Below are 8,206 nucleotides of genomic sequence, written 5' to 3'. Positions count from 1 at the left end.
ATGACCGTGTCGCGGTCCGACTCGAGCTGCGCCTGCTCCTCGGGGTTGCGGTCCTTGCGTTCCATCAGCACGAAACGCAGGAAGTCGCGGTCCTCGGCGAACTTTGCGGCGAGCTGCGGCGCGACGCCGAAGGCGGCGGTGAACATGACGCTGGATTCCGCTTCGCCGAGGCGCGCCGCATACCATTCCATCATCCCCGACCGCCGCGGTGAGAAGACGGTCGTGATCCCCTCGGGCAGGCCCGCGTCCGGCGGAGACGGCGAGATCTCCATGATCTGCGGCTTGAACTGGCGGGTGCCCGGGTCGCGGGCGAGCGCCTCCCAGTAGCGGTTGAAGGACTCCGCCGTGTCCTGGCGCCGCACGAGGTGGCCGACGTTGCTCTGGCCGAGGAAGCCCGAGGGCGTAAGGTTGGTCGAGCCGGTCCAGACCTGGATCGGCCGGCCGTCGTCGAGCAGCACCATGAACTTGTTGTGGGGAATGCTCGAATAGAGCGTGCGGGGCAGGAGCTCGACGTTGGCCGCGGTCTCGAGCCCGGCCTCCGCGATGGCCTCCAGGTTGGCCCGGCTGGTGCTGGTCGGGGTGATCGTCCCGTCGCGCTTCTGATCGCCGCCGTCGAAGGAGATCCGGACCCTGGCGCCGGTCCCGCCGGCCGCTCGCAGCGCCTGCAGGATCGGCGCGTAGTGGAACTCGTAGGCGGCGACGCGCAGCTCGAAGCGGGGCCCGTTGGCTTGGGCGATGAATCCCAGCGCGGCCTCGAGGAGCCCCCGGGACAGCCAGATCACCTTCTCGTTGCCCGGATCGACCTTCTCGTCGTCGCTCGGCCCGACGTTGCCGAAGCGGTCGGCGAAGGCCTGGCTCGGCACGGCGCCGCGGTTGAAATAGACGCTCTGCTCGCCGGCCTCCTCGCTGGCGGTGCGGACGGTCAGCTCGATCTCCGGGTCGCGCTCCAGGGCCTGCGGCGATCCGCGCAGGGCGCGCAGGACATAGGTGATCCGGCTGTCCGGCGCCGCGGCGTAGTCGCCCCAGAGGAAGCTCTGGATCGGATGGTCGAAGGTCGAGCGGCGCTCGCCGGGTTGGGGATCGTCGTCCAGGGCTTCGAAGAACTTGAAGCCCCGCAGCCAGTCCACCTCCCCGCTCGCCTGCCGCTTGCCGATCGCAAATCCCAGCAGCCCGGACCGCGCCGCCGGCTCCGCATCCATCGCAAGCAGCACCGAGCGCGTGCCCGGAATCGCCCGGACGGTCACCCCGTCCCCCTCAGCTCGAATCGCCATGTCACCCCCCGGATCAGACGCAACCGCACCTTGCAACGAAGGAGTTATCACGAATTGAGGAGACGCGGAACCGAAGGACGCTCGCGCTTTGGCCGAAGAATGGGTGCGGCACGTCGCAAAGGCTGAAGCGCCCTCGGCCATCTGCTACGAGACAACAAGCGAGGCTTTTGATAGCGCTCACGCGTGGCCGTTCTCCACGGTCCTTGTCCGGGCGCCGAAACAACGAGACCATCAAGGAATCATGACCGCCGCTCCGAAGCACGTCGACGTCACGCCCACCACTGTCACCGTCCTCACGGCGCTGGGGCCCTTCGCGCTCGGCTACTTCTTCTCCTACCTCTTCCGGGCGGTGAATGCGGTGGTGGCGCCGGACCTGGTGGCCGACGTGGGGCTGTCGGCGGCGGAGCTGGGGCTGGTGACCTCGGCCTATCTCTTCGCCTTCGCGGCCTTCCAGCTGCCGCTGGGATTGCTGCTCGACCGCTACGGGCCGCGGCGGGTGCAGGCGGCCTTGGTCTGCAGTGCGGCGGCCGGGGCCTTGCTCTTCGGCCTGGGGCGGGACGTCGCGACCCTGACCGCGGCGCGGGCGCTGATCGGGCTCGGCTTCGCCGGCGGGCTGATGAGCGGCTTCAAGGCGGTGGTGCTCTGGGTGCCGGAGCCGCGCCGGCCGCTGGCCAACGCCTGCGTCATGTCCTTCGGGGCGCTGGGCCTGCTGGTCGCGACCCTGCCCATGGAGTGGGCGGTCCAGGCCTGGGGCTGGCGCGACGCCTTCCTGGGCCTGGCCGGGCTCTGCCTAGCGGTGGCGCTGGTCATCTTCCTGGTGGTGCCGGAGCGCCGCGGCGGGGCTGAACCCGAGCCCCTGGGCCGGCAGCTCGCCGGCCTGGGCGGGATCTTCCGGGCCCGCGCCTTCTGGGTCCTGGCGCCGCTCTTGATGAGCACCGCCGGCACGCACATCGCGATCCAGACCCTCTGGGCCGGGCCCTGGCTGCGCGACGTCGCCGGGCTCGACCGGGCCGGGGTGGCCGAGACCCTCTTCGCCATGGCCGCCGGCTTCCTGGTCGGCGTGCTCGGCAGCGGCGCCGTGGCCGACGTATTCGTGCGGCGCGGGGTCTCGGTGCTCACCGTGATGCTCGGCTTCCTGGCCGTGTTCTTCGCGGTGCAGCTCGGCATCCTGCTGGAGTGGACCGGGATCGGCGTTCTGCTCTGGATTGTCTTCGGCATGACCGGGCAGGTCGCGATCCTGGCCTATCCCTGGCTGTCCTCGCACTTCGGGGCGGCGCTCTCGGGCCGCGCCAACACGGCGATGAACCTGCTGATCTTCGGCACCGCCTTCGCCGTTCAGTACGCCCTGGGCGGAATCATCGACCTCTTCCCGGCCGGGCCCGAGGGCGGCTATGCGCCGGAAGCTTACCGCATGGGCTTCGCCATTCTGCTCGGCCTGCAGTTCCTGGCGCTGGCCTGGTTCTTCGCCGGGCGCCGGGCCTTGAGGGCGCGGGCGGCGAAGGACTGAGGCCGGTTACAGCACCTTGCAGAGCCGGTGGCGGCGGTTGCTGGTGAAGGGGCGGACCTCGCCGGGCCAGCGACCGGCCTCGACCGCCTCGGCCCAGGCGGTGCTGGTCAGGACCTCGGGGCCCTCGATCTCGTAGATCGCGCTGTAGACCGGGCTCTCGGCCGGGACCTCGCGGCGCTCGCCGCCCATGGCGACGGCGAAGGCCTCGCCCTTGATCCGGGTCACGGCGAGAACGCCGGGGACCTTCAGAAGGTTGGGCACGTGCTCCCGGTCGTAGACCTCGTTGAACAGCGCCTCCTTGTCCGGCGCCACGTCCATGCTCGCGATGAAGAGATAGCGGCTCCCGATCGGCATCGCACCTCGCCTCCCCTTGCGGCCGGATCCGGCCGGCATTCTGGCCAAAACAGCCGAAGACCGCCAGATGGTTAGTCGATCAGCGTCGGCTTGGCCGCTGTCAGGGCAGCGATGCGCTGGTAGGCGATGTAGTACTTGTAGATGTTGCGCACGTAGACCACGGGCTCGCGGCTGATGGTCCGGGCGGCGGCGATCTCGACCTGGCCGAACCAGCGGTTCGGGTCCAGCCCCATCTTGGCCGCCCGGCGGCGGGCCTTGGCGATGTTGCCGGGCCCGGCGTTATAGGCGGCGAAGGCGAAGAGCACCTGGTCCAAGGGCGAGATCACGGGATCGCTGTAGTAGCGGTCCTTGACGAAGCGCAGGTATTTGACCCCGGCGTGGACGTTGGGCTCGATCTGATCGATGCCCTGGATGCCGACGTTGGGATCGGCGGCGGTCGAGGGCAGGACCTGCATGATCCCGACGGCTCCGGCCTTGCTACGCTTGCTCTGGTCGAGCTTGGATTCCTGGTAGCCCTGGGCGGTGATCATCAGCCAGTCCAAGTCGTAGCGCTCGGCGTACTCGCGGATGACGGCGACGGTCGCTTCGTAGCGCTGCCGCGCCTTGCCGGTGCGCACGTTGTCGATCCGGCGGGGGTCGCCGAGGTAGCGTTCGATCAAGACGTTGCCCAAAAGGGTGCCCTTGCGCGCCTTGCGGACGAAATCGTTCACGGCCTTCAGGAGCTTGGGGCTCCGCTTGCGCAGGGCCCAGGCGATATTGCCGTCCCGGTGGATCGCCAGGTCCTGGTGGACCTCGATGTTCTCGTAGACCTGGGCCCAGAGCGCGGCCTTGTGGCTGTCCACGATCACCGCCGGGATCAGGCCGGCGTTGACCATCTCCAGCAGGTCGTGGTCCTCCAGGCGCTCGTCGGCGGCGGCGACCGGAATCTCCGGCAGGCCTTCCCGGCTGCGTTGCCGGTTCAGCGCGGAGAGATGCTCGAAGTAGCTGCTCGATTCGCGGACCAGGACCTCGGTCGCGGCCAGGGCGTCGAGGCTGGCGATCGGCGGGATCGCGGGCCCGGTGACGACCAGCTCGTCGACTCCGGGATAGACCGGGTCGGTGAAGTCGACCTGGGCCTTGCGTTCCGGGGTGATGGTCAGGTTCGCCGCCACCAAGTCGCCCTTGCCGGCCAGCAGGAAGGGCAGCAGGTTGTCGCGCGCGACCGGGATGATGACCACGTCGAGTCGGCCCCGCTTGCGGCCGGCGGCCTTGACCAGATGCTTCTCCAGGGCCCGCGCCAGCTCGACGGTCAGGCCCTTCTGCTCGACCCCGTCGTAGGTGAAGTAGATCGGATTGTAGACGGTGAGCAGCCGGACGAAGCCGCGCTCGACCATGCCGTCGAAGTCGCCGGTCCAGGGCTTCATGGCGTGCTCGAGGATCACGTCCTCGGCTTCGGCGTCGCTCCCGGGCGCCGCGTCGGGGTCGTAGACCTCCGGCGCCTCGGATACTGCGGCCGGGTCCGAGGGATCCGCGGGCGCGCCAGCGTCCTCCACCTCACGGCCGGACCGGAAATCGACCAGGAAGACGGCCAGCGCGAGCAGAACCACGAGGCAACCACCGGCCAGCAGATAGAGCCGCGCTTTCGCCATGGCACTGCGCTCCGAAAAGCCGCGAATCGCCGCCTGCGAGTCTAGCAGGAAGCCGTAGAGGATTCGAAGGCGACGCCCCTTAACAAAGGGTGAAGACCCCGGCCCGCGGCCGCTGCGAAGGGCCGGCGGCGGGCCTTGGCGACGTTTCCGGGCCCGGCGTTATAGGCGGCGAAGGTGAAGCGCATCTGTTCCAGGGCCTGCGCGATCTCGATCGCGAGGCCCATCTGATCGACGCCGTCATAGGTGAAAAGGACGGGGTTCTAGACGGTGAGCAGCCGGGGACAATCGTGATCCGCTTCGGGGCACGTTCCTGCTCAGAGCACCTGCTTGCGCAACTCGGGGAAGACCTTGGCGACCTTGCCCAGGAGGTAGTCGCCGTAGGTGCCCTCGAAGGCCTGGAGGTCGGCGCCGTCCCAGCGCGGCTCGCCGGTCTCGGGCGCGGCCGCGGCCTGCGGCAGGGGCCGGATCTCGGCGGCGAAGTCGGGATCGAAGAACAGCGGGAAGGACAGGCGGTCGTGGCCGCTGAGGTTGCGAACCCGGTGCGCGGTCGAGCGAAACCAGCCGCCGGTCAGGCGGTCCAGCATGTCGCCGATGTTGCAGACCAGGGTGCCCGGGATCGGCGGCGCCTCGATCCAGCCGCGCGGCGTCTTGACCTGCAGACCGCCGTGGCGGTCCTGGGCCAAGAGGGTCAAGAGGCCGTAGTCGCTGTGCTCGCCGACGCCCCAGGTCTCGCTCTCGTCGAGGCCGGCGGGCGCGCGCGCCGGATAGTGGAAGACCCGGAACAGCACCGTCGGCTCGGCGGTATAGTGGACGCGGAAGTAGTCGGCTTTCAGGTCGAGGCTCAGGGCCACCCCCTCCAGCAGGACCCGGGCCGCGCGGGTCGTGGCCGCCATGTGGGCCTCGACCGCCGGACGCAGGCCCGGCACCCCGGCCGGCCAGAGGTTGGCGCCGTGCAGCGGCCAGCCGGCGGCGACCCGCGGGTGCTCCGGCGGCAGCTCGCTGCCGAAGTAGAGCCCCTCCTTGATGTCCGGCCGCCCCGAGGTCAGCTCGGCCCCGACCGGGAAGAAGCCGCGCCAGGCCGGCCCGCCCCTGGCCATGGCGATCTCCATCTTCTCGACCGTCGGCCGGGCGAAGAAGTCCCGGCTCTCGGCCTCCAGGCGCGCCAGGACCTCCGCCCCGACGCCGTGACCCGCGACATAGAAGAAGCCGCTGTCCCGGCAGGCCGCCCGAATCGCCCGCGCGATCTCGGCGCGCGCCGCGTCATCGCTGCCGAAGAGCGGCGCCATGTCGATCACGGGGAGAGCGGTCTCCGTCATGACGGAAACCTAGACGATCCACTCCGGATCTAGAAGCTCAGTGCTGGGTCGCGAAGATCCGGCGGCGCGGCCGCGGGCGGAAGAAGAGCCAGCCGGCGACCAACCAGATCGCGATCTCCAGCAGGAAGGTCCAGTGGAGCAGGAAGCTGATGATCCAGTGGCGGTAGCGGGCCGGGACCTCGACCAGCTCGACCCGGCCCTCGGCCAGGGGCATCAGCCAGTAGACCGGCGAGGCGATGGAATCGAGCCCGAGGTGCAGGAGGACCCCGAGGAAGAAGGCCAGGGTGGCGTCGCGCAGCAGCGTCCAGCCGGCGAGGCTGGCCGAGACGATCAGCGGCAGGCAGAGCCCGGCCCAGAACAGCGGCCAGTGCGCCGGGTAAAGGTGGTGGTGAAAGCTGCCTTGGTCGACGAGATGGAAGAACAGCATGTCGATGTCGGGGATCACCGCGCCGAGCATCGCCGGGTAGAGGAGCTCGACCCGGGGCCGGCGGCCGGAGATCGCCCGCCCCAAGACGTAGCCTGCTGGAAGGTGCGCCGTAAGCATGACCGCCAAGATTGCGGGCCGATCCGGCGAAAGCGGGCCGGAAGCGAGGAGATCGCGTGACCGAATCATGACCATCTTCGGGCGGCGGCCGAGGTCTGCGGTGCCGCGGTGCCCGACGGCAGGGCTCCCTCTCCCGTTCCCCCTCTCCGCCATGCCCGGAGCGCCAGGGCGCAGCGCAGCCGAGTTCGGGTCAGGTCGCGGCGGGGTCCCTGAAGCGGACTTCGGGGACCACGGCGATCGGGGTCAGTTCGACCAGGAAGTCCGGATGGCCGAGCCCCGCCACCATGACCGAGGTGCTGACCGGCCCGCCCGCGGGGCCGAAGACCTCGGCGCGGACCTCCTGAATCGCCGGCAGCTGGGCACAGTCGGTGAAGTAGGTCGTGATCGAGACGACATCCTCCAGGGTGCCGCCGACCGCGCCCAGCACCGCTGCGATGTTCCGGAAGCACTGCCGGGTCTGAGCCCGCACGTCGCCGCGCCCGACGATCTCTTCCGCCTCGTTCCAGGCGACCTGGCCCGTGAGGTGAATCACCCGGCCCGCGCCCTGGACCCGTCCCATGCTGAAGCCCCGGCCGCGCGGCCGCCAGCTTCCCGGCGGATCGAAGCCCGACACCGAGCCCCCGCCCCTCAGCCCAGGTCGTCGTAGACCGCCGTCTCGAAGTCGAAGTACAGCGGCAGCGACTTCTCGTCTACGAAGGGCAAGATCTGGGTCGCATAGGCGCCGGCGATGCCCTTGGCCGGATCGATCCAGTAATAGGAGTTGGCCAGCCCCGCCCAGGCCAGGCTGCCGGCCGAGCGTCCGGTCGGCGCCGGCTCGGTGTTGATCATGAAGCTGAGGCCCCAGGTCTTGGCCATGCCGGGGAAGAACTCGGCGTCGTTGGACAGCGCCGGCATCGCGGTCTTCAGGCCCCGGACCCGGTTGTCGCCCATCTGGTTCACGGACATGGTCTCGACCGTCTCGGGCTTCAGAACGCGGCCGTGGTCGCCCTCGCCCTTGTTCAGAATCATCCGCAGGAAGCGGGCGTAGTCGCCGAGGGTCGCATAGAGGCCGCCGCCGCCCATCTCGAACTCGGGCGCCTGGGGGATCTCGAGGTCGAGCACCTCGAAGCCGTCCTCACCGCGCTGGTGGATCCTGGCGAGGCGAGCGCGCATCTCCTCGGTGATCCTGAACGCGGTGCTGGTCATTCCGAGCGGCTCGAAGACCTCGGTCGCGAGGTAATCGCCGAGCTTCCGGCCGGAGACCGCCTCGACCAGCTTGCCGGCCCAGTCGATGTTGATGCCGTAGTCCCAGTCGGTCCCGGGATCGAAGAGCAGCGGGGTGGTCAGGGCGGCATCCTCGCAGGTGGTGATCATCGGGGTGCCGGTGGCCTGCTGGTAGCGGAGAATGTCGGCGTTCCAGATCTCGTAGGAGAAGCCGGCGGTGTGGGTCAGCAGCTGCCGCAGGGTGATGTCGCCCTTCGGTGTCCGCAGCCGCGGCTCGCCGTCGTCCTCGAAGCCGTCCAGAACTTGGACCTCGCCGAGGTAGGGGATCACCGCCTTGGCCGGCGCGTCGAGCTCGAGCCGGCCCCGCTCGACCTGCTGCATCG

The 8,206-nt window shown here is 69.7% G+C and carries 9 protein-coding genes; 1 reads left to right on the top strand and 8 read right to left on the bottom strand.

Annotation, left to right across the window (positions count from 1 at the left end; translation table 11 throughout):
• Nucleotides 1-1,271, bottom strand: a 1,271-nt coding sequence (locus QNJ30_27790; protein ID MDJ0947266.1) for a phospholipase D-like domain-containing protein, incomplete at its 3' end; no start/stop codon positions are given.
• A 241-nt stretch (nucleotides 1,272-1,512) separates the two neighbouring features.
• Between QNJ30_27790 and QNJ30_27785 the strand changes: the two genes are divergently transcribed.
• Entirely contained in the window at nucleotides 1,513-2,778 is a 1,266-nt protein-coding gene (locus QNJ30_27785; protein ID MDJ0947265.1) for an MFS transporter, read from the top strand.
• A gap of 6 nt (nucleotides 2,779-2,784) precedes the next feature.
• Here QNJ30_27785 and QNJ30_27780 read toward each other — a convergent pair whose 3' ends face one another.
• The 7 genes from QNJ30_27780 to QNJ30_27750 form a co-directional block, all read right to left on the bottom strand.
• Complete coding sequence (locus QNJ30_27780; GenBank protein ID MDJ0947264.1) at nucleotides 2,785-3,132, bottom strand: hypothetical protein; 348 nt, start codon at nucleotides 3,130-3,132, stop codon at nucleotides 2,785-2,787.
• 71 nt (nucleotides 3,133-3,203) lie between these two features.
• Entirely contained in the window at nucleotides 3,204-4,760 is a 1,557-nt protein-coding gene (locus QNJ30_27775) for a lytic transglycosylase F (protein ID MDJ0947263.1), read from the bottom strand.
• Between the two features lie 41 nt (nucleotides 4,761-4,801).
• Entirely contained in the window at nucleotides 4,802-4,984 is a 183-nt protein-coding gene (locus QNJ30_27770) for a hypothetical protein (GenBank protein MDJ0947262.1), read from the bottom strand.
• Nucleotides 4,985-5,074: 90 nt separating this feature from the next.
• Nucleotides 5,075-6,076, bottom strand: coding sequence for a 2-oxoglutarate and iron-dependent oxygenase domain-containing protein (locus QNJ30_27765; GenBank protein ID MDJ0947261.1), 1,002 nt, complete (start codon nucleotides 6,074-6,076; stop codon nucleotides 5,075-5,077).
• 37 nt (nucleotides 6,077-6,113) lie between these two features.
• Nucleotides 6,114-6,620 (bottom strand): metal-dependent hydrolase, encoded by a 507-nt coding sequence (locus tag QNJ30_27760; protein MDJ0947260.1) that lies wholly within the window; start codon nucleotides 6,618-6,620, stop codon nucleotides 6,114-6,116.
• A 190-nt stretch (nucleotides 6,621-6,810) separates the two neighbouring features.
• A complete protein-coding gene (locus tag QNJ30_27755) occupies nucleotides 6,811-7,233 on the bottom strand; it encodes a RidA family protein (protein ID MDJ0947259.1) in 423 nt (140 codons plus the stop codon).
• Between the two features lie 14 nt (nucleotides 7,234-7,247).
• Nucleotides 7,248-8,206, bottom strand: a 959-nt coding sequence (locus QNJ30_27750) for a serine hydrolase domain-containing protein (GenBank protein ID MDJ0947258.1), incomplete at its 5' end; no start/stop codon positions are given.

The organism is Kiloniellales bacterium (genome assembly GCA_030066685.1).
GTDB lineage: Bacteria > Pseudomonadota > Alphaproteobacteria > Kiloniellales > JAKSBE01 > JAKSBE01.
The sequence above is the reverse complement of the archived record's forward strand: the minus strand, read 5'-3'. Positions and strand labels throughout refer to the sequence as shown.